Below are 26,860 nucleotides of genomic sequence, written 5' to 3'. Positions count from 1 at the left end.
AGTTATGAAGCCAATAAATGAGTCGAACCATCCGAACCTTCGAGGCTACGATACAGAACCAGCGACAGGTTCGTGACGCCCTCGACCAACTCGGATGGGCGGCTTCAAAACTCTGGAACGTCGGTCGCTACTATGCACAAGAACTGTGGGACGAAACGGGCGACATCCCCGATGACGGGGAACTCAAAGCCGAACTCAAAACCCACGAACGCTACACGGACTTACATTCTCAATCCAGTCAGCGCGTTCTCGAAGAACTCGCTGAAGCGTTCAACGGCTGGTTCGGCAAGCGTCGGAACGGCGACGACCGTGCCCGGCCACCCGGCTACCGCAAAAACGGAGACTCCCATCCACGTTCAACTGTGTCATTCAAAGCGGCTGGCTTCAAGCACGACACACAGTTCACCCGTGTTCGCCTCTCGAAAGGCCGCAACCTCAAAGAACACCGTTCAGACTTCATCCTGTGTGAGTACCACACTCGCCCTGATGTTGACCTGACCGAGTGGGACATTCAACAGGTTCGCGCCGTCTACAAGCGTGACGAGTGGCGACTGCAATTCGTCTGCCGCACCACTATCGACCCGGACCCGCCGGGTGAAGACGTAGCTGGTGTTGACCTCGGGATCTGCAACTTCGCCACCGTCTCGTTCGGCGGTGAATCCTTGTTATATCCGGGTGGCGCACTCAAAGAGGACGAATACTACTTCACGAAGAAGAAAGCCAAGTGCGACGATTCTTCATCTCGTGAAGCCACCCGTCTTGACCGGAAGCGAACGGGTCGCCGGACGCACTTCTTGCACGTACTCTCGAAATCAATTGTGGAGGAGTGTGTCGAACGAGGTGTTGGGACGCTTGTCGTTGGCGACCTCGGCGGCATCCGAGACGACGACGAGAACGGTGGGTCTCGGAATCGGGGCGACCACGGGAATCTGGATCTGCATGGGTGGGCGTTCGACCGTTTCACGACACTCCTTGACTACAAGGCCGAAGCCGAGGGCATCGACGTGGAGCTGGTGTCGGAACGAGATACGTCGAAGTCGTGTTCGGCGTGCGGCCACACAGACGACAATCAGCGTGTTGAACGTGGACTGTACGTGTGTAAGATGTGCGAGACGGTTGCGAACGCGGACGTGAACGGCGCGGAGAACATTCGACAAAAGGTACTCCCGAGTCTCGCCACGGATGGCGGCGATAGGGATAACGGCTGGTTGGCACAGCCAGCGGTTCACCTGTTCGACCGGAGTGAGGGCGCTTTTGCCCCACGAGAACAGGTCGTGAACCGCGAACCGTAATATCCCAATGCGGTCGGGAACCCTCGCCCTTCAGCGCGAGGAGGATGTCAAGCTGTCGGTAGCTCCGTTCGCGCGCGATGGCTCGCTCCGACAGCCTTACCGCCGGCGCGCCGGAGCATCGACCATGGCCGCCGACCTCGAGGAGAAGACCGACCGCTACGGCGAGATGCTCGCGGACGCGCTGGACGCCGCCGAGCCCGCCGCGCCGCCGGGGACGCCGCTGGGGGAGGCCGCCGCCGAGACGTACGAGATGGCCGACTCCTACCTCGACGACGGACGGCACTTCCGGGAGGCCGACGACCCCGTGAACGCGCTGGCGTCGTTCTCCTACGGCTACGGCTGGCTCGATGCAGGGGTGCGGTTCGGCCTGTTCGAGATCCCCGAGGAGACGGAACTGTTCACCACCGACGCTGCCGGCGAGTAGCCGACCCGTCGCAGTCGATGGGTGTCAATCGAAGCGGTACGCCGGCCCGTCGTCGCCGTCCTCGACTTCGACGCCGAGCGCCTCCAGTCGGTCCCGGAGGTCGTCGGCGCGCTCGTAGTTGCCCGCGTCGCGCTCCTCCTCGCGCACGTCGAGCACCAGTTCCACGAGGTCCTCCGCGATCTCGGCCTCGCCCTCGGTCACGTCGCCGAACTGGAGGCCGAACACGCCCTCGCCGTACTCCTCGAAGAACGCGATCGCGTCCCGGAGCGCGCGGTAGTCGTACGGGGCACCCGCCTCGACGTGGCGGTTCACCGCCGTCGCGACTTCGAGCAGTTCCGCCATCGCTTCGCGGGCGTTGAGGTCGTCGTTCATGGCCGCCTCGAAGCCGGCCCGGGCCGCCGCGAGCTCGTCACGGAACTCGCCGTCCTCCGTCTTGGTGAGCGCGTCGGCGCTGTCGGCGTGCTCGACCGCGGTCTCGTAGGCGCGTTCGAGGCGCTCCCAGCGCCGGCGGGCCTCCTCGATCGTCTCCTCGGTGTAGGCCTGCTGGGAGCGGTACTCCGCGGAGGCGTAGAACGTCCGGAGCACGTTGGTGCCGAACTCCCGGACGGCGTCGCCGACGGTGAAGTAGTTGCCCAGCGAGGAGGACATCTTCTCGCTGCCGGCCTGCATGAAGCCGACGTGGAGCCAGTAGTTCGCGAAGCGCTGGCCCGTCGCGGCCTCGCTCTGGGCGATCTCGTTCTCGTGGTGCGGGAAGACGAGGTCCTGCCCGCCCATGTGGATGTCCAGCGTGTCGCCGAGGTGGGTCATCGACATCGCGGAGCACTCGATGTGCCAGCCCGGTCGACCTTCGCCCCACGGCGACTCCCACGTCTGCCCGTCCGGGAGGTCGCCCTCGTGTTCGTGTTTGCGGTGCTCCTCGACGGCGTCGTCACCGACGCCGCCGGCTTTCCACAGCGCGAAGTCGGCGGGGTTGCGTTTCTCGGACCGCTCGTCGGGGTCGCCCTGCTCCTCGAGCTCGTCGACGCTCTGGTTCGAGAGCTTCCCGTACCCCTCGAACTCGCTCACGTCGAAGTAGACGGAGCCGTTGGACTCGTAGGCGTACCCCTGCTCGATCAGCGTCTCCACCAGTTCGACGATCTCGGGGACGTGCTCGGAGACGCGGGGGTACACCTCCGCGCGCTTGAGGTTCAGGTCCCGCATCCGGGAGAGCACCTCGTCGGTGTAGTGGCGGGCAACGTCGGCCTCGCTCTCCCACTCCTCCCGCTCGCCGACGCGGGCGGTGATCTTCTCGTTCACGTCGGTGACGTTCTCGACGTGGCGCACGTCGTACCCCTCGTGGGCCAGCCAGCGGTGGAGGATGTCCGCCTGCGCCCAGAGACGCGCGTGGCCGAGGTGGGGGTCGTCGGAGACCGTCAGCCCGCAGACGTACAGCAGAACCGCGTCGCCGCTCGGCTCGAACTCCTCGCGATCGCCCGACAGGGTGTCGGTCAGCGACAGGGTCATGGGAGAGCGTTCTCCAGCCGGCGGTTTGAAGCCGTCGGAACCGGGACTCGCGCCGGTTCAGGCGGGCACCCCCCCGAGCGCGTCCTCGACGGCTCGGAGCGCCGCCACCCCGTCCCGTCGGTCGACGACGACCAGCAGCGTCCCGTCGGCGACTGCCGCCGCCGCGGCGTCGATCTCCTCGGCGTCGAGGCGGGCACAGACCGCCCCGAGCGCGGTCGTGCCGACCTCGCCCGTCGCGACGACGGCCGTCATCGACCCCGCGTCCGGGCTGACGGCGACGCCGCCGACCGAGAGCAGCGGATCGGTGGTCTCCTCGTCAGTCGAGTCCACGACGCCGACGCCGCTCTCCATCCGAACGCGGGCGTCGCTGTCGGCCGTTTCGAAGTCGGGGAGCTCCTCGGCGAACCGCCGGAGCGCGGTCGCGACGGCGTCGGTGTCGTCGGCCTCGTCCACGTCGAGGAACTCGGCGGCAGCGGCGTAGTTGAGCACGCCGGCACGGAGCGAGAGCAGGAGGAACGGCTGCTCGCGGACCGCGTCGCGGGTGGCGGCTGCGGTGGACATGGCCGGAACTGACGACGGCGACGGCAAAAGTCCATCCACCCGGAGTGGCGGGGCCGTCTGGTGGCGTCGTCGAGTCGGTTGGGAACCCGGCGTCGCGGTTGCGCCGGTCCGGTGACGGCTGCGGTGCGTCGCGGTTGCGGTGCGGTCGCGGTGGACGCCGCGGCCTCGCGACCGTTGCGAGGCCGCGGGGGAGGGTGGGGATCGGGGCTGCGCCGTTCACGGGAGCCGCAGGCTCTCGTTTGCCAATCAGAAATCTTCGATTTCTGATGACGGGCCTCGTGCCCGGCACACTGCGGTCGCAAGTGGTCAACGAACGAGATGCTGTCGCGGTTGCTGTCCAGCTGGCAACGATAGAGTTGCCGTCGCGGTCGCTGTCGAAGTCACCAACGATCCAAGAGAACACATACCCGACAACTAATCACGTCAACGCCACGACGACCCCGACGACGGTGACGAGCGCGACGACCGCCGCGGCGGCGACGACGATCGGACTCTCGATCAGCACCGCGACGCCGACCGCTGCGAGCAGCGCGCCCCCGGCGAGCACCAGCAGGCCAACTGACTCGGCGTCGAGCGCCTCCCGGATCGACGGCTCCGACTGCGGCTGCCCGAGGTCCTCGTCGACGTCGATCCCGTACCCCTCGGCGCGGGACGGCTCGACGCGAAGGTCGATGCGCTCGCTCTCGGTCCCGTAGCCGGTCGAGACCGTGAGCGTCCCCGTGACCGGTTGGTCGAGGTCGGCGACCTCCACCCCCACGCTGGCCGTCGTCTCCCGATCGACGTACTCCGTCTCGGCCCGGAGCCGCGCCGCCCGCGCCAACGGCTCGTCGAGCGCGAGGTGGACGTGCGCCCCGCCGCCGTGGTTCACGAGCGTCACGTCGAACGGGCCGTCGGCCACGAACGACGCCGGCGCGTCGATGACCCGGGGACGATCCCGGTTGAGGTGGATTTCGAGTGCCGACACACCCTTGGGTGGGACCCCGGAGAGCAAAAGCCTTCACCCCAAACCGCGGAAGTACGAAAGCCAGCGTACACGCCCGCTACGGGAAGTTTTCGGGAAAGATTTATCTCTGCTCCGTCGCACTCTCTATGCATGGGTACCAGTAGCACACCGCCCGTCGTTCGCGACGACGCGTCGCGCGACCCGGGGCCGGACCTGTCGCGGATCGGCACCGACCTCGTCATCGCCGACGGCGAAGTCATGACGTACGCCGAGTACCGGCGACGGGACGTGGACGCCCGCGAGCGGACGACGACGGTCGACCGTCGCGAGACGACGCTCGTCGTCGAACGCTAACCCAGCCTCAGAACGCGTCGCCTTCGAACGTCGTCTCGGCGTGGAGATCGCTCTTGAGCGCGTCGTGGACCTTACAGAGGTCGAACGCGCGGTCGATCGCTTCTTCGCCCTCCGCTTCGGTCACGTCGGCGCCGACGGCGATGTCGAAGTGGATGCTTTCGAGCTTGTCGTCGTCGTTGAGTTCGCCCGTGATCGAGAGCTCGATCTCGCCGAGCTCGCCCACGTCGCGCTGCTTGGCGCCGACACGCAGCGCCGGGACGTAGCAGGCGCCGTAGGAGGCGAGCAGCGACTCCAGCGTGTCGGGCGCGGACTCGCCGCCGGGGTCGATGTCGACGGAGAAGTCGCGGATCTCGGTCGTCGAAGCGTAGCCGTCCTCGGAGACAGTAGTGACCTGTTTGCTCATCGCGGCCGACGGTTGGACCGTTCGGGGCCTAAACCTTACTGCCCCGGCCGGCCGTCGACCCGCGGACGCCCCTCGATCGTCGTCACTCGGACAGCGTGTAGCTCTCGTCGCCGCCGAGGACGACCACCTCGGCGTCGCTACCCGTCGCCTTCACCTCGCGGATGAACTCGTCGGTGTCGATCTCGATCGGCGGGAACGAGTCGTAGTGCATCGGGAACGCCACGTCGGCGTCCACCCAGTCGACCGCGACGGCGGCCTGTGCCGGCCCCATCGTGAAGTGGTCGCCCGCCGGCACCGCGGCCGCGTCGGGTTCGAGGAACGTGCCGATCACGTCCTTCATCTCGGAGTGGAGCGACGTGTCGCCGGCGTGGTAGAACGTCGTGGCGTCGGCGTCCGCCTCCTGGGTCGGCTTCTTGTCGCTGATCACGAAACCGGCGGGCATCCCGCCGCTGGCGCCGTAGCCCGTATCCAGCCCGTTGGTGTGGTCGGCCCGGACCATCGTGACGAACGCGTCGCCGAGTTCGACGGTGCCGCCGAGGTTCATCCCCGTCGACTCCTCGATGCCGTAGTTGTCCGCGAGATACCCCGTGATCTCGGGCGTGCTCAGGAAGTGTGTGCCCTCGAAGCGGTCGGCGTCGCCGATGTGGTCGGCGTGGCCGTGCGTGATGAGGACGTGATCCGGGTCGAGCTCTTCCGGATCGGTGTCGGTCTTGGGGTTATCGAAGAACGGATCGATCAGGAGTTCGGTGTCGTCGACGGTGACTGCCCAGGTGGAGTGGCCGTACCAGGTGAGTTCGAAGGTCATGCGGGCGATTGTTGGGGCGGGCGCCCCCTGAATGTTACTGCCGCCCGGATAATTCCCGCCGAGTGAGACGAACTCCCGGCCCGTCGATCGCGGTGTCGCGACGGCCCGAAAGAACGAGCGGCGTCAGGCGGTCACTTCACGACCACCGCGCCCTTCATGCCCAGCGTCTTGTGGGGCGTACAGGCGTACTTCGTCGTCCCGGTCTCCTCGAAGGTGTGGCTGAACGTGTACCCCGCCTCGTCGGTCAGGTCGCTCGCGAAGCTCCCGTCGTCGGCCTTCACGTCGTGGCTGCCGCCCTCGCCGGTCCACTCCCAGGTGACCGTCGTCCCGGACGAGACGGCGACTGCCGGGGGAGCGAACCCGAACGCGCCGCCGTTGGCTTGGGCGCCGACTTGGACGGTCACCTCGTCCTCGCCGGTCCGGTCGACGACGCCGTCGTAGTTCTCGACGCCGTCGAACCAGCCGTCGAAGTCGGCGGTGCCGGAGGAGCCGCCGCCCCCGCTCTCGGCGCCGGGGTCGAACACGTCGGGGTTGGGGTCGCCCGTGCGGTTGATCACGGCGAGCATCCCCTTGCGTGCGACCCGGGAGAGCGCGTGGTCGACCAGCTTGATCGGCCCGGGCACCTCCGCGTGCAGCGTCGCGATGGCACAGGAGCCGGGCTTGACCGGCGTCGTCTGGACGTACTTGTTGGGCGGGCCCGCGATGGCGCCCTGCTGCCAGACTTCGTCCCAGACGCTCCCGATCGGGTGGAAGCTACTGTCGAGGTTCGGGCCGCCGGTGACGAAGAACACCCGTGCGGTCTCGCCGACCTCGAGGCTCGGGACCCCGTAGCGGTCCGGCGTGATGGCGTACTTCTCGCCGTTCATCAGGACGTACGTCGGGTCCTCGGCCTTCATGGCCTCGAAGTCGAAGTCGTGGTGGCCCTCCTCGCCGGCGTCGCCGGTGGTGTAGAGCTCGTGCTGGCCGAAGTAGAACTCCTTGTCCACCTCCGGAAGCCCCTCCTCGGGTTCGACGAGGATCGCCCCGAACATGCCGCTGGAGATGTGGTAGTCCATGTTCGGGACCGCACAGTGGTAGATGAACAGGCCGGGGTAGGTCGCCTGGAACGTGAACGTCTCCGTCTCGCCGGGGGCGACCATCGACGCCTCCGCGCCGCCGCCCGGGCCGCGGACGGCGTGGAGGTCGATGTTGTGGGGCATCGAGTTCCCCTCGTCGTTGGTGATCGTCATCTCCACCTGGTCGCCGACGCGAGCCCGGATCATCGGCCCGGGGATCCGCCCGTCGAACGTCATGTACGTGTAGGTGACGCCGGGTTCGACCTCGGCCACCTGTTCGAGCGTGGTCATCTCCACGCTGACGGTCTCCGGGCTGTCGCGGTCGATCGGATCCGGGATCGCGGTCGGGTTCGCGGCGACGCGCTCGGTGTCGAGAGATTGCTGTCCGTTCATCGTCGGGGATTGGGGGGTCGTCTCCGTCGTTTCTTCCTCAGCCGCCGGGGCCGAGATACAGCCGGCAGCGGCCGTCGCGCCGGCCGCGCCGAGACTCTGCAACACGCGCCGTCGAGTAGCGGTGGGAACGGAGGTCATCGTCGATCACATCTGGAACGTGGCACCGGAGGGATATAGGGGGGTTGCAGATTCTCAATTTCTTAGAAAACGGGTGGTAGAGGCGCCACAGGAGGAGATTAGTGATAAACCCCCCACGGTATGTGGGGTCGAGAAATAGGTGGTGTCGATACCCCCACGGCCGACCGCCCCGTCCGACCGATCGATCGCCGCGTACGACACGCCTAAGTCCCGAGGCCGGTCAGTGCGCCCAATGGGAGTCCACCGACGGGCGGCCGACCTCACCGACGAGGGGGAGACGGTGGCGATCGCCACGGTGACCGAGGTCGAGGGGAGCGCTCCCCGGGACCCCGGCGCGACGATGCTCGTCCGGGAGAACGGCGAGATCGAGGGCACCATCGGCGGCGGTACCGTCGAGGCGCTCACGAAGGAGGCCGCGCTGGAGGCCATCGAGGAGCGCGAACCACGGACCGAACGCTGGGAGCTCACCCGCGACGGCAACACGGGGATGGTCTGTGGCGGCGAGATGGCCGTGTTCATCAACGTCCTCGTCGGCGCACCCGAGCTCGTCGTCGCGGGCGCGGGCCACATCGCGGTGCCGCTCTCGCGGATGGCCGACGAGATGGGGTACGACGTGTTCGTCGTCGACGACCGCGAGGGGTACGCCGACCCCGAGCGCTTCCCCCACGCGGAGACGTTCACCGGCGACTACGACGAGGGGATCGCGACGTTCGGCGTCGGCTCGAACACCGCGGTCGCGATCGCCAGCCGCAGCGGCACGTTCGACCGAGCTGCCGCAGCGGAGGCGCTCGAACGCGGCGCCTACTACGTCGGGCTCGTGGCCTCCGAAGAGAAAGCCGAGCACGTCCGCGAGGGGCTCCGCGATGAGGGGATCGACGACGACACGCTGGAGCGACTCCACGCGCCCGTCGGGATCGAGGTGGGCGGCGGCGCCCCCGAAGACGTGGCGCTGTCGATCCTCGCACAGCTCAACCGCGTCCGGCACGGGCTCTCCGCCGATCTCTGAGTCGAGCTACGTGTACGTCTTGACCGCCGCCCAGTACTCCGCGGGCGTGTCGACGTCGACGAAGATCCGCTCGTCGTCCACGTCCACCTCCCGCGTGTCGGTGTCGTCGGCGTAGACGACCGCCCGCGCCCCTCGATCCTCGGTCGCCGGATCGTTCAGTAGCGCGTCGAACGTCGACGCGGCGAACAGCGGCGGGTGCCCGGGCTCGCCGTCGGTGGTCGGCTGGATCACGTCCGTCTCGCGGTCGGCGGCGAACGCCTCGGCGACGGACCGGACGACCTCGGCCGGAATGAGGGGGTAGTCGACCGGAGCGAGCAGCAGGCCGTCGGCGTCGCGCGACCGCGCTTCGCGGACGCCGGCACGGACGGAGGTGAGCATTCCCTCCTCGTACCGGTCGTTCTCGATCACCGTCGCGGCCGAGAGCTCCGCGCGGGCTCGCACTTCGTCGGCCTCGTACCCCACGACGACGACCGGTTCGACACCCGCCCGCTCGTACTGTTCGATCAGTCGCTCGACGAACCGCTGGCCGTCGACCGTGAGCAGCGGCTTGGGGAACCCGCCCATCCGGGTCGACGCCCCCGCCGCGGTGATCAGCCCGAGCAGATTCGGCACACTGTCTCCCCGCCCCGTCGAGAGGCCCGTCATCACGACGACACACGCGTCGGGCGGGGGTAAAACGCTCGCCCGTCCGCCCGTCGTATCGGGCGCCGGCTGTCGATATGCTGGTGGTACCCATGAGTAAAGCAACCATGGTACCGAACGACAGTTTTATATTAAGTATCCAGCAATACGCAGAGCACATGTCTGACCTTACCAAGCAAGGGGACGACGGCCACCCGAAGATGAACCGACGACGGTGGCTTCAGGGACTCGGAATTGCGGGTGCTGCCGGTCTCGCCGGCTGTACGGGCGGTGACGACACCGATACGCCGACCTCCAGCGCGACCGAGGTCGACCCCGGTGCGACGGAGCCTGACACGCCGACGGCGACCGCGCGTCAGGAGCTCCCCGAGCGGACCGGCCCGTACCGCCGAACGATCGCCAACGCGGCGTCGACGCTCAACCCCCTCTACAACAACGTGGACGGGGTCGGCACCCTGATCGGCTACACGATGGACATGGGCTATACGTTCATGCCCGGCACGGAGTTCCTCCCGCAGCTCTACGATCTCTCCTCGGACAACGGCGAGGTCTGGGTCGCGGAGGTCCGTGACAACCTCATGTTCGGCGGCGACTACGAGCGGCAGGTGACCGCCGAGGACTTCGTCTACCAGGTGCAGGAGATCCACCAGGGCGGCTGGGCCGGCACCCCCGACGCCCCCAACTGGCCCACTGGCGAGGGCGGGTACAACATCGAACAGACCGGCGAGCTGGAGTTCCAGATCGAGCTCCCCGACGCGAACGTGCTCTACCCCGAGTCGTACGAGCCGCTCCTCTACGCGATCCCGAAGGAGATCATGGAGCCGTACGTCGCCGAGGAGGACGCCGAAGGGCTCCAGCAGGACGAAGACCTACTGAACCTCTCGTTCACGGGGAACCTCGGCGCCTACCAGCTCGACGAGTGGGACCGCGGCAGCGCGCAGATCTTCTCGCGCAACGACGAGTACTACCTCCGTGAGGCGACCGACGTGGACCCGCTGTTCGAGGAGGCACCGTACTTCGAGGGGATCGAGTCCGAAGTCGTCCAGGAGGAGGCCTCCCGCCTCGGCGCGCTCGAGACGGGTGAGTCCGACGTGGCCGGCCTCCCGCCGAACCGCGTCTCGGAGTTCCAGCAGATGGAGAGCGTCGACGTGAACATCACGCCGACGCCGTTCCAGAGCCTCATCACCTGGAACATGCGTGACAACGGCTGGAACACCGGCCCGGGCAACCTCTTCCGCGACCGGTCGTTCCGCCAGGGGCTGGCCTGTGCCGTCAGCAAGAACCAGGTGGTCGAGGGTATCTACCGCGGGTTCGCCGATCCGGCGTACACGTTCCAGCCCGAGTGGTCCACGTTCTACCCCGAGGACGACTCCGCGATCGAGCAGTTCGGGACGGGCGACCTCTACGGCCCCGAGCCCGCACGGAGCCGAATCCGCGACGCGATCGAGGACACCGACTACAGCTACGACGGGCAGGGCCGCCTGCTCAACCCCGACGGCGACCAGTGTACGATCACGCTGCACCACTCGGCGTCGTCGAACACCAACCAGTCCCTCGCGGAGTTCATCGCTCAGGAGTACGAGGAGAACGCGGGGATCGTCGTCGAGACGACCGCGACCCAGTCCTCGCAGTTCCTGACCAACTACTTCCAGCAGGAGTCACCCGAGGGCGAGACCGAGTGGAACGCCGGCCCGTTCAACCGTGGCCCGCGTGACGTGACGAGCGCCGAAGCCTGGGACATGAGCGTCATCTACGGCTACAACACCTACCCGCTCAACCCCACCGTCAGCGACGTGTTCTTCCTGCAGGACGGGAGCACGAACCCGCAGGGGTACTACCCGCAGTGGGACGCGGACGGCCTGTACCAGCAGGCCAACAACGCGACCAGCCGGGAGGAGCTGGCCGAGGCGATGAAGGAGATCTTCATCAACCTCAACCAGGCCCAGCCGATCGGCATGCTGACGTTCAGCGCGAACACCGTCGGCTACGCCGCGGACATCGAGGGGCCGATCGAGGACTTCTTCAGCGGCTGGGACTTCCCGATCTGGTACCGAGAGAACTGACCCTCCACGCGGTGAATTTTTCGGGAGTCACGGATCGACTACCGAAACACACATTGTTCGAGATGCGGTACACAGACACACCCAGTGTGACAACCGACACCAGTGCTCGGCGGACGGTGGCGGTTGACACCAGCGGATACCGAGATTTCGGAGACAGACACACATGAGGCTCTAACATATGGGAATGGAATGGTACATCGTCCGACGGGTCGCGTGGGCGGCCATCGTGACGTTCATCATCGTCTCGATCACCTGGGGGTTGATGATGGCGGCGCCGAACCCCAACGTCCAGCAGGCAGTGACACAAGCGGCGATGGCCGGCGACGACCCGGAGGAGGCGGCGGAGCGTGCTGAGGAACGGTTGGGACTCGATCGTCCGCCCCACGTGCGCTACATGGACTACGTCGTCGGCATCTACACGTTCCACTGGGGGTGGTCGGACAGCCGCAACCAACCGGTGACGGAGGCGCTGCTCGAGTCACTGTACTACACCGCCCAGTACTCGGTCCCGTGGACGATACTGACGATCTTGATCGGCCCGATCGTGGGGCTGTACTCGGCGGCGAACCAGTACAGCTGGAAGGACCACGTCGCGACAGGCTTCGCCTTCTTCGGCTACGCGATCCCGAACTTCTTCTTCGGGATCATCCTGTTGCTGATATTCGGGGTGACGTTGGAGTGGATCCCCGTGATATACAACACCGACGTGGGGGTGTTCAGCGTCGAGAACGCGATCCAGCTGTCGGTGCCGGTGTTCGTGCTGGTGACGGGCTCGATCGGCGGGATCATGCGCGTCTCGCGTAACGAGTCCGCCGAGTACGTCAACGCCGACTTCGTCAAGACCGCACGGGCGAAGGGGGTCTCGACGTACAAGATCTACTTCCAGCACATCCTCCGCCCGACGATGGTACCGCTGTCGACGACGATGGTGAGCCAGCTGCTGGCGCTGTTCACCGGCGCCTCGCTGCTGGTCGAGGTGGTGTTCAGCATCCCCGGGCTCGGGACGACGCTGTTCCGGGCGATCACCTCACAGGACACGAGCCTCGTGCTCGGCTCGACCCTGTTCTTCACCTTCGTCGCGACCATCGGGAACCTGCTACAGGACCTGGTGTACACGATGCTCGACCCGCGGATCAGCTTCGAGGACCGATAATGGCGACGGACAGAGCTACCTTCGATCAAGTCGACTGGGACCAGATCACCGAGGAGTCCGACCGCGAACTGTCGGTGAACTTCCTCGGCACCGTCGTGTCGATGGGCGTGCTCGTGCTGTTGATGCTGTACGACCACTTCCTCGTCACCGGCAGCTACGACAGCATGCTCGGTCTCGATCTCGGCGGGCAGTACACGCCGACGTTCGCGCCGATCGGCTGGGAGTACGACGTGACCCAGCTCGACTGGCTGTTCGCGGTGTCGCTGATCCTGTTCGGGTTCTACGTGGTGCTGCCGCTGTACCAGAACGCGCGGATGACGAAGTACTACTGGCGGGAGATGAAGCGCAACCGCCCGGCGATGGTGAGCCTCGGCTGGCTGATCTTCATCTTCGTCATCGGCGTGCTGGGGCCGATCGTGATCCCGGCGCCGGAGTCGGAGCTGTTCCTGAAGTACCAGCCGCCGATGTTCCTCGAGATCCCCTCGAACTACCCGATCAACTGCGTCGGGCCGGTCGTCGACGGCGCCTGTCAGGGGACGCTCCAGTACCCGCTCGGGACGACCCAGAACGGCAAGGACATCTTCAAGATCATCATCTACGGGATGCAGATCAGCATGAAGATCGGCTTCATCGCGACGCTGATCGTCATCACCATCGGCACCGCGGTCGGGACGGTGTCGGCGTACGCGGGCGGCCTCGTCGACGAGGTGCTGATGCGCTGGGTCGACATCCAGCAGTCGTTCCCGACGTTCATCCTCTACCTGCTGATCCTCTACATCTGGGGCGGCGGGCTGTTCCTGTTCATCGTCCTCTTCGGGCTGTTCGCCTGGGAGGGGACCGCACGCTACGTGCGGTCCAACGCGCTCGCGAAGACGGAAGAGGAGTACATCAAGGCCACCCAGCTCAGCGGCGCGAGCACGTACCGGATCATCCGGGCCCACATCGTGCCCAACAGCGCGAGCAGCATCATCACCAACATCACGCTGCTCGTGCCGGCGTTCATCCTCGCGGAGGCACAGCTCGCGTTCCTCGGCCTCGGTGACTCGGCGGTCCCCTCCTGGGGGCAGCTGATCTCTGCGGGCCGCAGCGACCTCGGGTTCGCCCCGTGGATCACGCTGGCGCCCGGGATGTTCCTCTTCTTCACCATCCTGGCGTTCAACTTCCTCGGGGACGCCCTCCTCGACGCACTGAACCCCGAAGCCGACGCGGAGTCAGAATGATGACAGACGAACCACTACTCACGGTCGAAGGACTCACGACGGAGTTTACGACGGACAAAGGAACGCTGGTCGCCGTCGACGGCATCGACTTCGAGATCCCCCGCGGCGAGACGGTCTGTCTCGTGGGCGAGTCGGGGTCGGGCAAGACGGTTGCCAGCGAGTCGATCACTCGCATCGTCCCCACGCCCCCGGGTGAGGTCTCCGGGAGCGTCACGTTCGACGGGCGGGAGGTCACGACGATGAGCGAGTCCGAACTGGAGGAGATCCGCGGCGGGCGGATCGCCCACATCTTCCAGAACCCACAGGACGCGCTCAACCACTGCTACACGGTCGGCTGGCAGATCGTCGAGGCGGTCCAGACCCACGAGCCCGACGTCTCCAAGCAGGAGGCCCGCGAGCGCGCGGTCGAACTGCTCAACGACGTGGGCGTCGCCAACGCCGCCGCGCGGCTGGACGACTACCCCCACGAGTTCTCCGGCGGACAGAAACAGCGCGTGATGATCGCGATGGCGCTGGTCACCAACCCCGACCTGCTGATCGCCGACGAGCCGACGACCGCGCTCGACGTGACGGTGCAGGCCCAGATTCTGAACCTGCTCGAGGATCTGCAGGACGAGTACGACATGTCGATCCTCTTCGTCACCCACGACCTCGGCGTCGTCGCCGGCATCGCCGACCACGTCGTCGTGATGTACGCCGGGAAGGTGATGGAGCGGGGGACCGTCACCGAGATCTTCGAGGACCCCTCCCACCCGTACACGCGGGCGCTGCTCGAGTGTCTGCCCGGGCAGGCCCGCGCCGCGGAGGGGATCCCGGGGACGCTCCCCTCGCCGATCAACCCCCCGGACGGCTGCCGGTTCGCGCCGCGGTGTGACTACGCGGTCGAGGAGTGCACCGCCGGCGAGCAGCCCCCCGAGGAGCCGATCTCGGACACTCACGCCGTCTCGTGTGTCCACTACCAGCAGGGGTACGACCCGTCGACGGTGAAAGAGGAGATCGTCCAAGACGACGGCGCGACCACCGGGGGTGTCACCAGTGACTGACGAACCGCTGGTCTCCGTCCGGAACCTCCAGAAGCACTACCCGATCACCGAGGGGATCCTCTCCCGGCAGGTCGGCGCCGCCAAGGCCGTCGACGGGATCAGCTTCGACATCGCCGAGGGCGAGACGCTCGGACTGGTCGGCGAGTCCGGCTGTGGGAAGTCGACCGCGGCGTCTTCGATCATCCGGCTGGAGGAGGCCACCGACGGCGAGGTCATCTTCAACGGCGGCGGCCGCGCCGGCCGCGAGCGGAACGCCGACGGCACTCACCCCAACGACGTGACGAAGTTCGACGACGAGGAGCTCAAGGCGTTCCGCCGGGACGCCCAGATGATCTTCCAGGACCCCTCCTCGAGCCTCGACCCGCGGATGACCGTCGGGCGCTCGGTCGCGGAGCTGCTGATGGTCCACGGGATGACCGACAAGCAGCGCCGCCGGGAGATCGTCGAGGACCTGCTCGAACGCGTTGGGCTGGAGGCGGACTACTACGACCGCTACCCCCACGAGTTCTCCGGCGGGCAGAAACAGCGCATCGCGCTGGCCCGCGCGCTCGTGCTCAACCCCGAGTTCATCGTGGCCGACGAGCCCGTCTCCGCGCTCGACGTGTCGATCCGCGCGGAGATCCTCTCGCTGCTGAACGACATCCAGGAGGAGTTCGGGCTCTCGATGCTGTTCATCAGCCACGACATGAGCGTCGTCCGCGAGGTCTGTGACCGCGTCGCGGTGATGTATCTGGGCGAGATCGTCGAGATCGGCGACACCGACGAGGTGTTCACCAACCCCCAGCACCCCTACACCGAGGCGCTGCTGTCGGCGATCCCGCGGCCGGACCCCTCGGACCAGCGCGAGAACATCGAGCTCACGGGCACCGTCCCCAGCCCCATCTCCCCGCCGTCGGGCTGTAAGTTCCACACGCGCTGTCACATGGTGATCCAGTCCGACGAGTACGACCTCGAACAGGAGGACTGGCGCGCGGTGCTGACGTTCCGGGACAAGGTCCAAGCCGGCGAAGTCGACCCCGAGGGGATCCGACAGGCGCTCTCCCCGCCCGACGAGGAACCGACGGTCGTCGACGACGAGACGGTCGAAGACGAGCTCAGGATGGAGTTCGACCTACCCGAGACGCTCGCCGACGACGAGGCCGAGGCGATCATCGACCGCGCGCTCGACGCGCTCACGGACGGCGACATCGAGACGGCCGAGACCGAGCTCTCGACGTTCACCACGCCGTGTGAGGAGGAGGAGCCCGAGGAGACCGACCACGGGAACGGCCACCTCTCGGCGTGTCTGCGCAACAAGCCCGACACCGAACACGGCGCGCCGCTCGCGGACGACTGAGCGGCGCGATCAGCGCTCTGCTGCCGTCCGGACCCGTTCCGGCGTGAGCGGCATATCCAAGTGATCGACGCCGACCGCGTCGGCGACCGCGTTCACCAGCGCCGGCGGCGCCGCGATCGTGCCGGCCTCGCCGATCCCCTTCACCCCGAGCTCGTTCTTCGGACTGGGCGTCTCCTTCGCCCGTGCCTCGATGTCCGGCAGGTCACCGGCCCGCGGGAGCGCGTAGTCGAGCATCGTCGACGCCGCCAGCGTGCCGTCCTCGTCGTACGTCGCCCGCTCGGACTGGGCCTGCCCGAGCCCCTGCGCGACGCCGCCGTGGACCTGCCCCTCGACGATCCGGGGGTTGACCCGGACGCCACAGTCGTCGACGGCGACGTAGCGCTCGATCTCGAACTCCCCCGTCTCGGGGTCGACCGCCACCGCGACCGCGTGGCTGCCGAACGTGTAGGCGGTGTCTTCGAGTTCGTAGAACGTCGTGGCTTCGAGTCCCGGCGAGAGCCCGGCAGGGAGCCCCCGTCCGTAGGCGGCGTCGGCCACGTCGGCGAACGAGCAGCCCTCGCCGTCGGCCCGGAACCCCGAGTCGGTCTGCTCGACTTCGGCGGGGTCGGCGTCGAGCTCGTGGGCGGCGATCCGTTCGGCCTTCTGCAGCACGTCCGCGGCGCTCTCGGCGACCGCGTTGCCGCCGACGACCGTGCTCCGGGAGCCGAACGTCCCCGTCCCGGTGGGCACCTTGTCCGTGTCGCCTTCGACGACCTCGATCTCCCCGGGGCCGACCGGGAGCGCCTCGGCGACGATCTGTGCGTAGATCGTCCCGTGACCCTGTCCGTGGTCGTGGGTGCCCGCCGAGACCGTGACGCCGCCGTCGGGGTGGACGCGGACGACGCCGCTCTCGAAACCGCCGCCGGTGCTCTCGACGTAGCCCGCGACCCCGACGCCGCGCAGGCGCCCGTCGTCGTCGCGTTTGCCGCCACTGGGGTAGTCCGCGACGGCGTCGGCGGCCTCGTCGAGTGTGGGCTCGTAGTTCCCGCTGTCGTACGTCGCGCCGACCGCGGTCTCGTGGGGGAACGCGTCGGGGTCGATCAGGTTCCGCCGCCGGAGTTCGACCGGATCGACGCCGAGCTCGTCGGCGGCCACGTCGACGAGGCGCTCGGTGACGTACACCGCCTCCGGCCGGCCCGCGCCGCGGTAGGAGTGGACGGGCGCGGTCGTCGTGAACACACAGCGCGACCGGCAGTAGATCGCGGGGATGTCGTACTGGCTGGCGAGCAGCCGGCCGTACCACCCCGGCATCGCGCCGCCGCCGCCGAGCGCGTAGCCGCCGATGCCGGCGTACGTCTCCGCCCGGAGGCCGAGAAAGCGCCCGTCGGCGTCGAGCGCGAGTTCGGCGGTCGTCCGGTGGTCGCGACCGTGGGCGCCCTCGCGGTAGTTCGCCGAGCGCGTGGCGGTCCACTTCACCGCCTCGTCGAGCTCGCGGGCGGCCCAGGCGGCCATCGCCTCGCCGGGGTGGTGGTGGCCCTTGTGGCCGAACCCGCCGCCCACGTCGGGCGAGATCACCCGGATCTGCCGTTCCGGCTCGCCGAGCGTGTGTGAGAGCTTCCGCCGGTGGCCGTGGGGCGACTGGCTGGTCATCGTCACCGTGAACCCCTCCGTCCGGTCGTACTCCGCGAGCGCCGCACGCGGTTCGAGCGCGCTGGGGATCAGGCGGTTGTTCTCGAGGTCGACGCTGACGATCTCCTCGGCCTCGGCGAACGCGCGATCGGTCGCTTCCCGGTCGCCCAGCTCGCCGACAGCGGCGACGTTGTCCGGCGCCGCCCCGAACAGCGTCGGCCCGTCCTCGTCGGCGGCGGCGCGGGGGTCGGTCTCCACGCCGAGGGGGGCGTACGCCACGTCGACCGCCTCGACGCCGTCGGCGGCGGCGTAGCGGTCCCGCGCGACCACTGCGGCGACGGGCTGGCCGTCGTACCGAACGCGGTCGGCCGCGAGCACGGGGTGGCCCGGCACCTCGCAGTCCAGCGGGTCGGTCCGGACCGGCAGCCGCATCGGCGCGTCGCTGTCGGCCAGATCACCCCACGTGTAGACGGCGATCACGCCGTCGACGGCTTCGGCCGCCCCGACGTCGACCCCCTCGACCCGGGCGTGTGCGTGCGGGCTCCGGACGAACGAGAGCGCCGCGGCCTCCCGCCCGAAGTCGTCGGTGTACGTCGTCTCCCCGCGGAGCGCGCGGGCGTCCTCGCGGCGCAGCGGGCTGTCGCCCACCCCCTCGCCGCCCTCGGCCGCGCCGGGGTCGGCGGTCGCCGGCACCGACCCCTCGGCCTCGATGACGCTCTCCTCGCCGCTCATACGGCCACCCCCTCGCGCCCGACCGCGCGAGCGACCGCGCTCGAGACGGCCGCCTCGGCACACCCCGGTAGCAGCCTGCGGCGCTGGTCGGCGGGGACGACGTGGTCCTCGCGAACCGACCGCTCGACACGCTCGCCCGCCCGTTCGGCCGCGTCCGCGATCGCGGCCACCGGCGCGCCCGCGTCGGCACCGTCGAGCTCGCGCTCGACTGCCGCGAGCCGGACCGGGGCCTCACAGAGGCCGACCGCCGCCACCCGCGGGTCGGTCACGACGCCGTCGACCACCTCGACGCGCGCGGCGACGCCGACCGACGCGTACCCCGTCGACGGGTGCGTTTTCCGGCTGTACGCGCTCCCGGCGGTCGGCGAGAGCGGCAGCGAGATCCGCGTCAGCAGTTCGTCTCCCTCGCGGACGGTCTCGTGGTCGCCGGTCGCGAACTCGCCGGCCGGGACCGTCCGGTCGCCGTCCGGGCCGACGAGGTGGAGCCGCGCGTCGCCCGCGAGCGTCGCCGCGGGGATGTCGCTCGCCGGGTGGGCGGCCGCGAGGTTGCCGCCGACGGTGCCGCGGTTGCGGATCTGTGCGTCGCCCACGGCGCGGGTCGCGTCCAACAGGCCGTCGACCCCCGCCGGGTCGGCGTCGAGCAGGTCGGCGTCGGTCGTCAGCGCCCCGACGGAGAGCCGTTCGGTCGCCCCCTCGTCGGTGACGACGCGTTCCACGCCGCGGAGTTCCGCGAGGCCGCCGAGGTCGACGACCGTCCCCGGGTCGCGCTCGCGGGCTTTGAGCAAGGGGATCAGGTCGTGCCCGCCCGCGAGGGGGATCGCTCCCTCCTCGGCGAGCGCGTCGAGCGCGGCGTCGAGGGAGTCGGGGCGCTCGTAGTCGAACCGCGGCGGGAACATCAGTCCCCACCCCCAGCGGCCGGCCCGTCCCCCGGCGACTCGCCCGCTCCGCCGTCGGTCTCGATCGGTTCGAGCTTCTCGGCCGCGGCCTCGACGGCGTCGATCACGTTCTCGTACCCCGTGCAGCGACAGACGTTCCCCTTCAGCCCCGCGCGGATCTCCTCGCGGTCGGGGTCGGGGTTGTCGGCGAGCAGGTCGCGGCTCCGGAGCACCATCCCCGGCGTGCAGTAGCCACACTGGAGTCCGTGCTCCTCGTGGAAGCTGCGCTGGACCGGGCCGAACTCGGCGTCGGCGCCGGGCTCGGGGACGCTCTCGTCGGCTTCCGCGAGCCCATCGGGCGCCCCCTCGACCCCGCCGACGGTGGTGATCTCGCTGCCGTCGGCCTGCACCGCGAGCACGCAGCAGGACTTGACGATCTCGCCGTCGAGTTCGACGGTGCAGGCGCCACACTTCCCGGAGTCGCAGCCGACGTTCGGCTGGGTGTACCCCCAGTCCTCCCGGAGCGCGTGGACCAGCAGCCGCCGGGCCTCGACGGTCGCCGTCTCGGTCGTCCCGTCGACGGTCGCCGTCACCTCGTGTTCGGACATACCCGTGGGTTGGATCGGAGGACCATATTGGTTGGTGCGGGCCGGCACGGTTGCCGGTGCGTCGCTGCCACACCGCCACCGAGAGGCGTATGCCCGTCGAGACGCAAGCGGGGGTGATGCTCCCCCCGCTGGCCGCCGGCGTCCACGGGCAGGACCCCGCGATGTTCGTCCTGCTCTCGCTGGCGGCCGCGCTGACCGCCGTCGTCGCCGGCGTCGCGATCGCGGCGTTCGTCCGGCGGCGCTCGCGGCGCTACCTGCTGGTCGCGCTGGCGCTGTCGACGCTGCTCGCCCGCAGCGCGGTCGGCGTGGGCGCCTACCTCGGCGCGGTCGGGCCGGGGCTGCACCACACGCTCGAACACGCCCTCGACGTGTCGATGGCGGCGCTGGTGATCGCCGCCGTCTACCTCGTGGGCAAGCCGGCGTACGCGAGCGCGGCCCGGGCCGACGGGGGCGATCGGGACGAGGACGGAGGGGACGAGCCATGAGCGAGCTCCGGGAGCGGCTGCTCGAACACGTCCGCGACCACCCGGGCCGGCACGCCAACGCGCTCGGCCGGGAGTTCGACCTCGCGACCGGGCAGCTCCAGTACCACCTGCGGCGGCTCCGCCGGGCTGGCAGCGTCGTCGCCGACGAGCGGTACGGCCGCGTCCACTACTTCCCGCCGGGGTACGACGAGCGCGAGCGCGAGCGGATCGCGCTCGCCCGGCGGGAGACCGCCCGGGCCGTGCTCGCGGCGCTGCTCGCGGGGGAGGCGCCCGCGGCCGACCTCGCCGACCGCCTCGGCGTCGCCCGGAGCACGCTCTCCTACCACGTCGACCGCCTCCGCGGCGCGGGGCTGATCGACCAGCGCCGCGACGAGCGGGGCCGGGTCCACCTCTCGCTCGCCGACCCCGACGCGACGCGGTCGCTGCTCGCGACGGTCGACCCCGACGCGGGCGACCGGCTGGTCGACCGCTTCACGCGGCTGGTCGACGAGCTACTCGACGGGTAGCGACGGTCTCGACGGCGTTTCGAGAGTCGCACCAGAACCCACTTTCCCGTCGATCCCCTACCGCGAGTATGAGCGACTCCCACGGGATCGACCGCCGCGAGTTCGTCAAGTCCGCGGTCGCGATCGGCGGCGCGGCGGCGCTGTCGGCCTGTCTGAACCGGGGGCCGGAGATCGACGTGCCGCGGGGGCCCGAGGCGCCCGGCTCCGCGTTCCCGGAGCGCCAGCACGCCTGGAACGAGTTCCTCCCGACCACCGAGGCGGGGAACAACCACCACCCGCGACACCGCGTGCTGCTCCCGCTGGACTACGGCGAGGGGACGCCGACCGACGCCGAGCGCGAGACCGTCGAGGCGGCGCTTTCCGGCGTCGAGCGCGCCTACGAGCGCTCGGCCGCGGGGCTGCTCCTGACGGTGAGCTACTCGCCGTACTACTTCGACCGCTTCGACGCCGACCTGCCCGAGAGCGTCGACCTGCCCGAGCCGCGGGCGCTCTCCTCGTTCGAGGACCCGGACCCCGACGACCCCGACGCGATCGTCCACCTCGCGAGCGATCACGGCGAGGTGGTGATGGGCGCCGAGGAGGCGCTGAAAGGCGAACTCGACGAGCTCAACGGCGTTTCCCAGCCCGACGCCGCGCTGACGGACGCGTTCACCGTCCGCGAGCGCCGGACCGGCTTCATCGGCGACGGGCTGCCCGCCGAGAATCAGGACGTCGACGGCGTCCCCGACGACGGGCCCGTCCCGGAGGACGCCCCGCTGTACATGGGGTTCGAGTCCGCCTACGAGGGGAACCAGCCCACCGAGGACCGCGTGACGATACAGTCGGGCCCCTTCGCCGGCGGCACGACCCAGCAGATCTCGACGCTGACGCTGAACCTGACCCAGTGGTACGAGCAGGACAGCCGCGAGCAGCGCGTCGCGAAGATGTTCTGCCCGCATCACGCCGAGAACGACGTGGTCGAGGACGCCGGCGAGAACCTCGGCACCGACCCGCGGATGGACGACTGCGCCGACCCGATGGACAGCGCCCGGCGCGACGGCGTCGTCGGCCACGGGCAGAAGATGGTCGACGTGCGCGAGGACGACGCACCGATCATCCTGCGCCGCGATTTCGACTCGACGGATCAGGGTCGCGCCGGCGTCCACTTCCTCTCGCTGCAGCGCGAGATCGCCGACTTCGTCACCACTCGCGAGGCAATGAACGGCGAGGAGATCGACCGCAACTCCGCGGTCGGCCAGCGCACCAACAACGGGATCCTGCAGTACATCAACACGGTGCGCCGAGGCAACTTCCTCGTCCCCCCGCGCTCGCTGCGGGCGCTCCCGCCCGCGAACCCCGAGGTCGCCGAGGACGGGGAGGTGGCGCATGCGTAGGCGGTCGTTCCTCGCCGGCCTCGGCGCCGCCGGCGCCGTCGGTACTGCGGGCTGTCTGGGGTTCGAACTCCAGTCGGGCAACCGCGAGCCGCCGCTGGTAGAGAACCGCCCGGACGGCGTCTACTACCCCACCCACACCGAGGGGATGCTGATGGGCGGGATGGCGAGCGACGGCGGGTACAGCTGTGCGCTGACGTACAGCTTCCCCCACCGCTTCTGGACGATCACCGGCAGCGACACCACGCAGGTCGAAGTCGGCTCGAACGACGCGCTCCACCTCATGCCGTTCGTCTGGCACAGCGAGACGGGCGTTGTCCCCTCGGACGTGAGCCCGACCGTCGAGATCTCCCGGAACGGCGAGTCGGTGGACAGGAACAACCCGTGGGCGATGCTCTCCCAGAACATGGGGTTTCACTTCGGCGACAACGTCGAACTTCCCGAGCAGGGCGAGTACGACCTGACCGTCACGGTCGGCGAGGGGAGCAGTCGCCGGACGGGATCGCTGGCGGAGGCCGGCTCGGCGGCGTTCGAGTTCACGATCGACTACCAGCGCTCCGAACTGCAGGAGGTGCCGTTCACCGACATTCCCGAGGCCCGGCAGGGGACCCTCGGCGCCGTCGAGCCGATGGAGATGGAGATGGTCCCCGTCAGGCGGGCGCCCGCGGTCGACGCGCTGCCCGGGACGGCTCACGGAACGACCGAGAGCGGTGACGCGGTGCTGGCGGTGACCAGCCTCGACGACGCGACGGCGTTCGACGGCGGGGAAGACCAGCAGTATCTCGCCGTCTCGCCGCGCACGCCGTACAACCGCTTCCCGCTGCCGCTGATGTCGCTGTCGGCGACGTTGACCCGCGACGGCGAGACGGTGTTCGACGACTACCTCTACGAGTGGCTGGATCCCGACCTCGGCGTCCACTACGGCGCGGTCGTCGACGGCGTCGAGTCCGGCGACGAACTCACGATCTCGGTCGGCACGCCGCCGCAGGTCTCCCGGCACGAGGGGTACGAAACGGCGTTCCTGAACATGCCCGACGCGACGCTCACCCTCTGAGCGACCGCGGAGTTCGCTTCTCGACCTCGCGCTACTCTACCCGCCGCACAGAGCGCTGCCCCTCGTGGAGCTTGATCTCGGGAATCTCGTCGGCGGGCTCGAAGCCGAACGTCTCGCCGTAAAAGGCAAGTTCGAGTTCGAGCGCCCGCCGGCTCGCCTCGGCGGTCCGGAACCCGTGGCGCTCCTCGGGGAACAGCGCGTAGGCGTACGGCGTCTCCGTCGCGACCAGCGCGTCCACCATGTCCTCGGCCTGTTCTTGGGGAACGACGCGGTCTTCGCCGCCCTGCAGGAGTAGCAGCGGCGCGTCGATGGATTCGGCGTGGAACGCCGGCGAGCGTTCCTCGTAGGTCTCCCGGGCCTCGGGCAGCGAGCCGACCAGCCCGTCGAGATAGCGCGACTCGAACTTGTGGGTGCCCGTCGCGAGCGCTTCGAGGTCGGCGACGCCGTAGTGGCTCGCGCCGGCGTCGAACGTGTCGTGGAACGCCAGCGCACAGAGCACCGCGTAGCCGCCCGCGCTGCCGCCCGTGATCGCGAGCCGGTCCGGGTCCGCGCGCCCAGTCTCGGCGAGGTACTCGGCGGTGTCGACAACGTCGGCGGTGTCGAGCACGCCCCACTCGCCCTGCAGCGCGTCGCGGTAGTCGCGGCCGTAGCCCGTGGAGCCGCGGTAGTTCACGTCCGCGACCGCGAAGCCGCGGGTGGTGAAGAACTGGATCGCGAGGTTCGCGACGGGCAACGTCTGACTCGTCGGGCCGCCGTGGACCATCGTCACCAGCGGCGGCTCCTCGCCCTCGGGTGCACGCTCGTCGGCGTTCGTCGGCGGGTAGTAGTAGGCGTGGGTCGTCTCGCCGTCGCGGGTGGGCACGTCGACGTGCTCCGGCGCCGAGACCATTCCCGCCTTCAGATCGAGCGTGAACGACTGCCGGAGTCGGGTGGGATCGTCGTCGCCGGGCGTCCAGCGCGCGACCGTCGCGGGCGTCTCGGGGCCGCCGGCGACGAACGCCAGCGCCTCGCCGTCGGTCGCGATCCGGGCGTGAGGGTAGGCTGAGAAGGGGAGGCCGGCCGTCCGGAGTTCGTCGTCCTCGTCGAGCAGGCAGAGCGACCACTCGCCGTCGCTGTTGCGGAGCACCGCGACGCGGCCGTCGTCGAGGAACGCGTACGTCGCCGAGCCGAAGGACCACTGCGGCACGCCGAACTCCGCGTCCTCGGGCGTCCGGTTCCGCGGCTCGTCGTCGCCCGCGGCGTCGATCGCGTAGAGGTTCCACCAGCCCGTCCGGTCCGAGACGGCGTGGAGCCGGCCGTCGGGGCTCCAGCCGGGCTGGAACACCGACTCCTCGGGGCCGCCCAGAACGACGCGCTCCTCGGCGAGCGAGCCGTCGTCGCCCACGTCGGCGACGTGGAGCTCGGTGCCGTCCCACGGCATCCGCGGGTGGTCCCACGTCGTCCACGCGAGCCGCTCGCCGTCGGGGTCGAGCCGCGGGAACGAGTAGAAGTCGTGGCCCGACGCGACGACCGCGGGCGCCTCGCTGCCGTCGGCGGGCAGCGTGACGAGCTCGTTGATCACGTCCTCGGCGTCGTCGCCCTCGTGGCGCTCCCGGACCGCGTAGAGACGGTCGCTGTCGGGGGACACCGCCACGTCGGCGTAGCGGTGAGCGCGTTCGGCTTCCGGCTCCGGCGTGATCGGTTCGGGCTCGCCGCCCTCGTCGAGCCGGTAGAGTCGCTGATCGTCGAACGCGGCGTAGAACACGGTGCCGTCCTGTACCGCGAAGTCGCCGCCGCCGTACTCGTGGACCAGCGTCCGCACGTCGGCGTCCTCGGGCGTCACCTCGACGGGATCGCTACCGTCGCCGTCGGCGCGGACGACCACGCCGCGGCCCTCCTCGTCGGGGCGCCGTTCGAGCCAGTAGACGCTGCCGTCGTCGACCGCGACGGGGCCGAACCGCAGCGTGTCGGCGGCCACGTCGGCCGCGGCGACGGGGGAGTCCCACTCGCCGTACGGAGTTGTAGACATACGCGTCGCTTCGGCGGACGCCGGCTTGACAGTTCGGGTGGGCGAGGGTGTCGCCGATTCGGCGCGGCGTCGCCGAACTGGTGCGGCTCAGTCGCCCACGCCGGCTGACAGCGTGCCGTCACCAGAACGCTTCGCGTTCTGGTTGGCGAACGAGAGCTCCGCTCTCGTAAACGGCGAGATCAGTCACCGTCGGTCCGCAGGTGGTGGAACACGTACGTCTGGGCGTAGCCCGCGTACGCGTCGGGGCCGCTCTCGCCGAACGGCTCGTCGCGTTCGGGCAGGCCGGCGCCGAGGCGCTCCCGGATCGCCCGCGAGGTCTCAGTGTAGTTGCCGCCCTCGCAGTCGGGGAAGTAGTCGCCGATGGCGGTCTTGATCCACGTGTCCAGCGGGATCGCCTGCAGGTAGCCCAGCGAGAACAGCAGCACGCAGTCGGCTACCTTGTCGCCGACGCCGACGAACTGCGTGAGTTCGTCGCGCGCGTCCTCGTACGGCAGCCCACGCGCGTCGTCGGGGTGGGCCTCGCCGGACGCCACCATCTCGGCGGTGCGCTGGACGTACGGCGCACGGTAGCCCAGGCTCAGCTCCCGCAGTTCGTCCTCGGTGCGCTCCGCGAGCGCCTCGGGCGTCGGGTAGGCGTGGAGCGTCCTGTCGCCGAGGTCGACCGGCGTGCCGTACGCCTGCCGGAGCGACCGCTGCATCCCGAAGATCCGGCTCACCCGCATCTGCGCCGAGCAGATAAAGGAGATCAGACAGGGAAAGGCGGGGTCTCGGACGAGCCGCAGCCCGCGGTAGCGGTCGTACGCCCGCGAGAGCAGCGCGCCGTCGTCGGTCGCGTCGTAGATCGCCGCGAGGTCGTCGTCGAGTCTGAGTAGGTGCGTGAGGATCGCTTCGCCGTCGGCCGACGCCGTTGGCGCGGCGGGCGTGCCGTCGTCACCCGCATCGGCCGGAACGCCGCCGGCCTCCCACTCGATCGTCCCGTCGTCGACGTGATCGGACTGCGTCCGATCGGCAGACGAGCGTCGCTCGTCGACGCCGCCGCGCTGCCGGGCGCGGACGACCGTGGGCTGGTCGACGAGTCCCGGCGTCGGCGGGAGGACGGTCTCGTACCACGCGTCGCCGCCGTGGGCGGCGGACTCGGTGTAGCCGTCGCCGTCGGCGCGCTCCCAGAGGTAGCTCTGCCCGCTCTCCAGCGTCGACTGCAGGTCGAACGGTCCGTCGAGCGTCGAAACGTCGATGCGGCCCGACTCCATTATCGGGCGGAGGCCGGCGGCGGGTTTCGG

Annotated in this window: 25 protein-coding genes and 2 pseudogenes; 14 read left to right on the top strand and 13 right to left on the bottom strand. The window is 69.3% G+C overall.

Annotated elements, in window-relative coordinates; all coding sequences use genetic code 11:
• Nucleotides 1–17: 17 nt before the first annotated feature.
• Together ACQUSM_RS06765 and ACQUSM_RS06760 are read left to right on the top strand one after the other, a co-directional pair.
• Nucleotides 18–1,292, top strand: a complete 1,275-nt coding sequence (locus ACQUSM_RS06765) for an RNA-guided endonuclease InsQ/TnpB family protein (RefSeq protein ID WP_435117016.1) — start codon at nucleotides 18–20, stop codon at nucleotides 1,290–1,292.
• A 124-nt stretch (nucleotides 1,293–1,416) separates the two neighbouring features.
• Nucleotides 1,417–1,716, top strand: a complete 300-nt coding sequence (locus tag ACQUSM_RS06760) for a DUF357 domain-containing protein (protein ID WP_435117014.1) — start codon at nucleotides 1,417–1,419, stop codon at nucleotides 1,714–1,716.
• A 24-nt stretch (nucleotides 1,717–1,740) separates the two neighbouring features.
• Here the strand turns inward: ACQUSM_RS06760 and cysS are convergent, their stop codons facing one another.
• The 3 genes from cysS to ACQUSM_RS06745 form a co-directional block, all read right to left on the bottom strand.
• Nucleotides 1,741–3,219 carry a cysteine--tRNA ligase gene (gene cysS / locus ACQUSM_RS06755; RefSeq protein WP_435117012.1) on the bottom strand — a complete coding sequence of 493 codons (1,479 nt, stop codon included), beginning with the start codon at nucleotides 3,217–3,219 and terminating at the stop codon, nucleotides 1,741–1,743.
• Between the two features lie 57 nt (nucleotides 3,220–3,276).
• A complete protein-coding gene (locus tag ACQUSM_RS06750) occupies nucleotides 3,277–3,780 on the bottom strand; it encodes a DUF7523 family protein (protein WP_435117010.1) in 504 nt (167 codons plus the stop codon).
• A gap of 418 nt (nucleotides 3,781–4,198) precedes the next feature.
• Nucleotides 4,199–4,744, bottom strand: a complete 546-nt coding sequence (locus ACQUSM_RS06745) for a DUF7524 family protein (RefSeq protein ID WP_435117008.1) — start codon at nucleotides 4,742–4,744, stop codon at nucleotides 4,199–4,201.
• Between the two features lie 129 nt (nucleotides 4,745–4,873).
• Here ACQUSM_RS06745 and ACQUSM_RS06740 point away from each other — a divergent pair, with 129 nt between their 5' ends.
• Nucleotides 4,874–5,077 (top strand): hypothetical protein, encoded by a 204-nt coding sequence (locus tag ACQUSM_RS06740; RefSeq protein ID WP_435117006.1) that lies wholly within the window; start codon nucleotides 4,874–4,876, stop codon nucleotides 5,075–5,077.
• 7 nt (nucleotides 5,078–5,084) lie between these two features.
• Here ACQUSM_RS06740 and ACQUSM_RS06735 read toward each other — a convergent pair whose 3' ends face one another.
• The 4 genes and pseudogenes from ACQUSM_RS06735 to nirK all read right to left on the bottom strand — a co-directional run.
• Nucleotides 5,085–5,480: an OsmC family protein gene (locus ACQUSM_RS06735; RefSeq protein WP_379730851.1), complete on the bottom strand. Its 396-nt coding sequence runs from the start codon at nucleotides 5,478–5,480 to the stop codon at nucleotides 5,085–5,087.
• Between the two features lie 82 nt (nucleotides 5,481–5,562).
• On the bottom strand, nucleotides 5,563–6,285 hold the full coding sequence (locus ACQUSM_RS06730) for a metal-dependent hydrolase (RefSeq protein WP_435117003.1): 723 nt from the start codon (nucleotides 6,283–6,285) through the stop codon (nucleotides 5,563–5,565).
• 131 nt (nucleotides 6,286–6,416) lie between these two features.
• A pseudogene (locus ACQUSM_RS06725) lies at nucleotides 6,417–6,800 on the bottom strand (halocyanin domain-containing protein); the annotation flags it as partial.
• Nucleotides 6,792–7,871 (bottom strand): annotated as a pseudogene (gene nirK / locus ACQUSM_RS06720) (copper-containing nitrite reductase); the annotation flags it as partial. The pseudogenes ACQUSM_RS06725 and nirK, both read right to left, overlap by 9 nt.
• Between nirK and ACQUSM_RS06715 the strand changes: the two are divergent.
• Nucleotides 7,855–8,010: a hypothetical protein gene (locus tag ACQUSM_RS06715; RefSeq protein ID WP_435118315.1), complete on the top strand. Its 156-nt coding sequence runs from the start codon at nucleotides 7,855–7,857 to the stop codon at nucleotides 8,008–8,010. The pseudogene nirK and the gene ACQUSM_RS06715 overlap by 17 nt on opposite strands.
• Before the next feature lie 93 nt (nucleotides 8,011–8,103).
• A complete protein-coding gene (locus tag ACQUSM_RS06710; protein ID WP_435117001.1) occupies nucleotides 8,104–8,877 on the top strand; it encodes an XdhC family protein in 774 nt (257 codons plus the stop codon).
• Nucleotides 8,878–8,883: 6 nt separating this feature from the next.
• Here the strand turns inward: ACQUSM_RS06710 and ACQUSM_RS06705 are convergent, their stop codons facing one another.
• On the bottom strand, nucleotides 8,884–9,489 hold the full coding sequence (locus ACQUSM_RS06705) for a nucleotidyltransferase family protein (RefSeq protein WP_435116999.1): 606 nt from the start codon (nucleotides 9,487–9,489) through the stop codon (nucleotides 8,884–8,886).
• Nucleotides 9,490–9,677: 188 nt separating this feature from the next.
• Here ACQUSM_RS06705 and ACQUSM_RS06700 point away from each other — a divergent pair, with 188 nt between their 5' ends.
• The 5 genes from ACQUSM_RS06700 (at nucleotide 9,678) to ACQUSM_RS06680 (ending at nucleotide 16,334) form a co-directional block, all read left to right on the top strand.
• Nucleotides 9,678–11,582: an ABC transporter substrate-binding protein gene (locus tag ACQUSM_RS06700; protein WP_435116997.1), complete on the top strand. Its 1,905-nt coding sequence runs from the start codon at nucleotides 9,678–9,680 to the stop codon at nucleotides 11,580–11,582.
• A 178-nt stretch (nucleotides 11,583–11,760) separates the two neighbouring features.
• Nucleotides 11,761–12,735: an ABC transporter permease gene (locus ACQUSM_RS06695; protein ID WP_435116995.1), complete on the top strand. Its 975-nt coding sequence runs from the start codon at nucleotides 11,761–11,763 to the stop codon at nucleotides 12,733–12,735.
• A complete protein-coding gene (locus tag ACQUSM_RS06690) occupies nucleotides 12,735–13,955 on the top strand; it encodes an ABC transporter permease (RefSeq protein WP_435116993.1) in 1,221 nt (406 codons plus the stop codon). The genes ACQUSM_RS06695 and ACQUSM_RS06690 overlap by 1 nt, the downstream gene beginning before the upstream one ends.
• On the top strand, nucleotides 13,952–14,998 hold the full coding sequence (locus ACQUSM_RS06685; protein WP_435116991.1) for an ABC transporter ATP-binding protein: 1,047 nt from the start codon (nucleotides 13,952–13,954) through the stop codon (nucleotides 14,996–14,998). The genes ACQUSM_RS06690 and ACQUSM_RS06685 overlap by 4 nt, the downstream gene beginning before the upstream one ends.
• On the top strand, nucleotides 14,991–16,334 hold the full coding sequence (locus tag ACQUSM_RS06680) for an ABC transporter ATP-binding protein (protein ID WP_435116989.1): 1,344 nt from the start codon (nucleotides 14,991–14,993) through the stop codon (nucleotides 16,332–16,334). The genes ACQUSM_RS06685 and ACQUSM_RS06680 overlap by 8 nt, the downstream gene beginning before the upstream one ends.
• Before the next feature lie 9 nt (nucleotides 16,335–16,343).
• Here the strand turns inward: ACQUSM_RS06680 and ACQUSM_RS06675 are convergent, their stop codons facing one another.
• Genes ACQUSM_RS06675 through ACQUSM_RS06665 form a run of 3 tightly spaced genes read right to left on the bottom strand, consistent with a single transcriptional unit; the run spans nucleotide 16,344 to nucleotide 20,157 of the window.
• Nucleotides 16,344–18,674, bottom strand: coding sequence for a xanthine dehydrogenase family protein molybdopterin-binding subunit (locus ACQUSM_RS06675; RefSeq protein ID WP_435116987.1), 2,331 nt, complete (start codon nucleotides 18,672–18,674; stop codon nucleotides 16,344–16,346).
• Entirely contained in the window at nucleotides 18,671–19,570 is a 900-nt protein-coding gene (locus ACQUSM_RS06670) for an FAD binding domain-containing protein (RefSeq protein WP_435116985.1), read from the bottom strand. The genes ACQUSM_RS06675 and ACQUSM_RS06670 overlap by 4 nt, the downstream gene beginning before the upstream one ends.
• Nucleotides 19,570–20,157, bottom strand: a complete 588-nt coding sequence (locus tag ACQUSM_RS06665; RefSeq protein ID WP_435116983.1) for a (2Fe-2S)-binding protein — start codon at nucleotides 20,155–20,157, stop codon at nucleotides 19,570–19,572. The genes ACQUSM_RS06670 and ACQUSM_RS06665 overlap by 1 nt, the downstream gene beginning before the upstream one ends.
• 89 nt (nucleotides 20,158–20,246) lie before the next feature.
• Between ACQUSM_RS06665 and ACQUSM_RS06660 the strand changes: the two genes are divergently transcribed.
• The 4 genes from ACQUSM_RS06660 to ACQUSM_RS06645 all read left to right on the top strand — a co-directional run bounded on the left by ACQUSM_RS06660 (nucleotide 20,247) and on the right by ACQUSM_RS06645 (nucleotide 23,572).
• On the top strand, nucleotides 20,247–20,642 hold the full coding sequence (locus ACQUSM_RS06660) for a DUF7471 family protein (RefSeq protein ID WP_435116981.1): 396 nt from the start codon (nucleotides 20,247–20,249) through the stop codon (nucleotides 20,640–20,642).
• A complete protein-coding gene (locus tag ACQUSM_RS06655) occupies nucleotides 20,639–21,148 on the top strand; it encodes a winged helix-turn-helix transcriptional regulator (RefSeq protein WP_435116978.1) in 510 nt (169 codons plus the stop codon). The genes ACQUSM_RS06660 and ACQUSM_RS06655 overlap by 4 nt, the downstream gene beginning before the upstream one ends.
• Nucleotides 21,149–21,216: 68 nt before the next feature.
• On the top strand, nucleotides 21,217–22,521 hold the full coding sequence (locus ACQUSM_RS06650) for a DUF7405 family protein (RefSeq protein ID WP_435116976.1): 1,305 nt from the start codon (nucleotides 21,217–21,219) through the stop codon (nucleotides 22,519–22,521).
• A complete protein-coding gene (locus tag ACQUSM_RS06645; protein WP_435116974.1) occupies nucleotides 22,514–23,572 on the top strand; it encodes a DUF7350 domain-containing protein in 1,059 nt (352 codons plus the stop codon). The genes ACQUSM_RS06650 and ACQUSM_RS06645 overlap by 8 nt, the downstream gene beginning before the upstream one ends.
• A 31-nt stretch (nucleotides 23,573–23,603) precedes the next feature.
• Here the strand turns inward: ACQUSM_RS06645 and ACQUSM_RS06640 are convergent, their stop codons facing one another.
• Together ACQUSM_RS06640 and ACQUSM_RS06635 are read right to left on the bottom strand one after the other, a co-directional pair.
• Nucleotides 23,604–25,580, bottom strand: coding sequence for a S9 family peptidase (locus ACQUSM_RS06640; RefSeq protein ID WP_435116972.1), 1,977 nt, complete (start codon nucleotides 25,578–25,580; stop codon nucleotides 23,604–23,606).
• A 179-nt stretch (nucleotides 25,581–25,759) separates the two neighbouring features.
• Nucleotides 25,760–26,830: a DNA-3-methyladenine glycosylase 2 gene (locus tag ACQUSM_RS06635; RefSeq protein WP_435116970.1), complete on the bottom strand. Its 1,071-nt coding sequence runs from the start codon at nucleotides 26,828–26,830 to the stop codon at nucleotides 25,760–25,762.
• Nucleotides 26,831–26,860: the final 30 nt, after the last annotated feature.

The organism is Halolamina sp. C58, from assembly GCF_051195095.1.
Classification (GTDB): Archaea; Halobacteriota; Halobacteria; order Halobacteriales; family Haloferacaceae; genus Halolamina.
Note: the sequence above shows the minus strand (reverse complement) of the source record. Positions and strands in the feature narration are given on the sequence as shown.

What these genes read in the sequence shown, in the direction of transcription:
- ACQUSM_RS06765 (WP_435117016.1), top strand. Translation starts at nt 18, where the DNA reads ATGAGTCGAACCATCCGAACCTTCGAGGCTACGATACAGAACCAGCGA.
- ACQUSM_RS06760 (WP_435117014.1), top strand. Translation starts at nt 1,417, where the DNA reads ATGGCCGCCGACCTCGAGGAGAAGACCGACCGCTACGGCGAGATGCTC.
- cysS (WP_435117012.1), bottom strand. Translation starts at nt 3,219, where the DNA reads ATGACCCTGTCGCTGACCGACACCCTGTCGGGCGATCGCGAGGAGTTC.
- ACQUSM_RS06750 (WP_435117010.1), bottom strand. Translation starts at nt 3,780, where the DNA reads ATGTCCACCGCAGCCGCCACCCGCGACGCGGTCCGCGAGCAGCCGTTC.
- ACQUSM_RS06740 (WP_435117006.1), top strand. Translation starts at nt 4,874, where the DNA reads ATGGGTACCAGTAGCACACCGCCCGTCGTTCGCGACGACGCGTCGCGC.
- ACQUSM_RS06735 (WP_379730851.1), bottom strand. Translation starts at nt 5,480, where the DNA reads ATGAGCAAACAGGTCACTACTGTCTCCGAGGACGGCTACGCTTCGACG.
- ACQUSM_RS06730 (WP_435117003.1), bottom strand. Translation starts at nt 6,285, where the DNA reads ATGACCTTCGAACTCACCTGGTACGGCCACTCCACCTGGGCAGTCACC.
- ACQUSM_RS06710 (WP_435117001.1), top strand. Translation starts at nt 8,104, where the DNA reads ATGGGAGTCCACCGACGGGCGGCCGACCTCACCGACGAGGGGGAGACG.
- ACQUSM_RS06700 (WP_435116997.1), top strand. Translation starts at nt 9,678, where the DNA reads ATGTCTGACCTTACCAAGCAAGGGGACGACGGCCACCCGAAGATGAAC.
- ACQUSM_RS06695 (WP_435116995.1), top strand. Translation starts at nt 11,761, where the DNA reads ATGGGAATGGAATGGTACATCGTCCGACGGGTCGCGTGGGCGGCCATC.
- ACQUSM_RS06690 (WP_435116993.1), top strand. Translation starts at nt 12,735, where the DNA reads ATGGCGACGGACAGAGCTACCTTCGATCAAGTCGACTGGGACCAGATC.
- ACQUSM_RS06685 (WP_435116991.1), top strand. Translation starts at nt 13,952, where the DNA reads ATGATGACAGACGAACCACTACTCACGGTCGAAGGACTCACGACGGAG.
- ACQUSM_RS06675 (WP_435116987.1), bottom strand. Translation starts at nt 18,674, where the DNA reads ATGAGCGGCGAGGAGAGCGTCATCGAGGCCGAGGGGTCGGTGCCGGCG.
- ACQUSM_RS06670 (WP_435116985.1), bottom strand. Translation starts at nt 19,570, where the DNA reads ATGTTCCCGCCGCGGTTCGACTACGAGCGCCCCGACTCCCTCGACGCC.
- ACQUSM_RS06665 (WP_435116983.1), bottom strand. Translation starts at nt 20,157, where the DNA reads ATGTCCGAACACGAGGTGACGGCGACCGTCGACGGGACGACCGAGACG.
- ACQUSM_RS06660 (WP_435116981.1), top strand. Translation starts at nt 20,247, where the DNA reads ATGCCCGTCGAGACGCAAGCGGGGGTGATGCTCCCCCCGCTGGCCGCC.
- ACQUSM_RS06655 (WP_435116978.1), top strand. Translation starts at nt 20,639, where the DNA reads ATGAGCGAGCTCCGGGAGCGGCTGCTCGAACACGTCCGCGACCACCCG.
- ACQUSM_RS06650 (WP_435116976.1), top strand. Translation starts at nt 21,217, where the DNA reads ATGAGCGACTCCCACGGGATCGACCGCCGCGAGTTCGTCAAGTCCGCG.
- ACQUSM_RS06645 (WP_435116974.1), top strand. Translation starts at nt 22,514, where the DNA reads ATGCGTAGGCGGTCGTTCCTCGCCGGCCTCGGCGCCGCCGGCGCCGTC.
- ACQUSM_RS06640 (WP_435116972.1), bottom strand. Translation starts at nt 25,580, where the DNA reads ATGTCTACAACTCCGTACGGCGAGTGGGACTCCCCCGTCGCCGCGGCC.
- ACQUSM_RS06635 (WP_435116970.1), bottom strand. Translation starts at nt 26,830, where the DNA reads ATGGAGTCGGGCCGCATCGACGTTTCGACGCTCGACGGACCGTTCGAC.